The sequence below is a fragment of the Campylobacter sp. JH32 genome (assembly GCF_017846535.1).
Taxonomy (GTDB): Bacteria; Campylobacterota; Campylobacteria; order Campylobacterales; family Campylobacteraceae; genus Campylobacter_D; species Campylobacter_D coli.
On record NZ_JAEQBS010000042.1, the window covers coordinates 1 to 556 of the forward strand.

Consider the following 556-nt stretch of genomic DNA (forward strand, 5'->3'; position numbering starts at 1 on the left):
AAAACTTTTTAATTTTTTTATCAATATTAAAAATTTTAAAGACAAGATAAAAGACAAGCTTTAAAAATAAATATACCCATATAGTAGAAAGTATAAACAAGCTAATCCATCCAAAGAAAGGAAAAGGGAAAAAGGTTAAAAGAGTTAAATAAGTAATATTATAAAAAGTTAAGATGACAAGAAAAAGATAAAATAAAGCTTGTTTTATATTTTTAAAGAATTGTTTTTTTAAATCATTTGAATTTTCTTTATTGTTAAAATAATGATAGAGCTTGTTTTTCATGTATTTTTATCCTATATTACTTTGATTATTATCTTTAGTATCTTCAAACAAAATAGCACTAAAGCCACTTAAAGTGTTAGACTAATGTTTTAAAAGTTTAAATCTATTTACAAAATCAATAGTTCTTTTACTAAATGCATCATTCAATCCTACCCTACTAATATCATTATCCAATGTTATTTCTTTACTATCAAAACAAGTATTTATAAGAGAAATACAATATTTAGGTTCTATTTTAACTATTTTATTTTGTTCAAAACGAGCTTGTATAGC

The 556-nt window shown here is 21.2% G+C and carries 2 pseudogenes; both read right to left on the minus strand.

What is annotated here, in order from left to right:
• Positions 1-283, minus strand: a pseudogene (locus KAR67_RS09425) (hypothetical protein); the annotation flags it as partial.
• Between the two features lie 81 nt (positions 284-364).
• Positions 365-556, minus strand: a pseudogene (locus tag KAR67_RS09430) (methyltransferase); the annotation flags it as partial.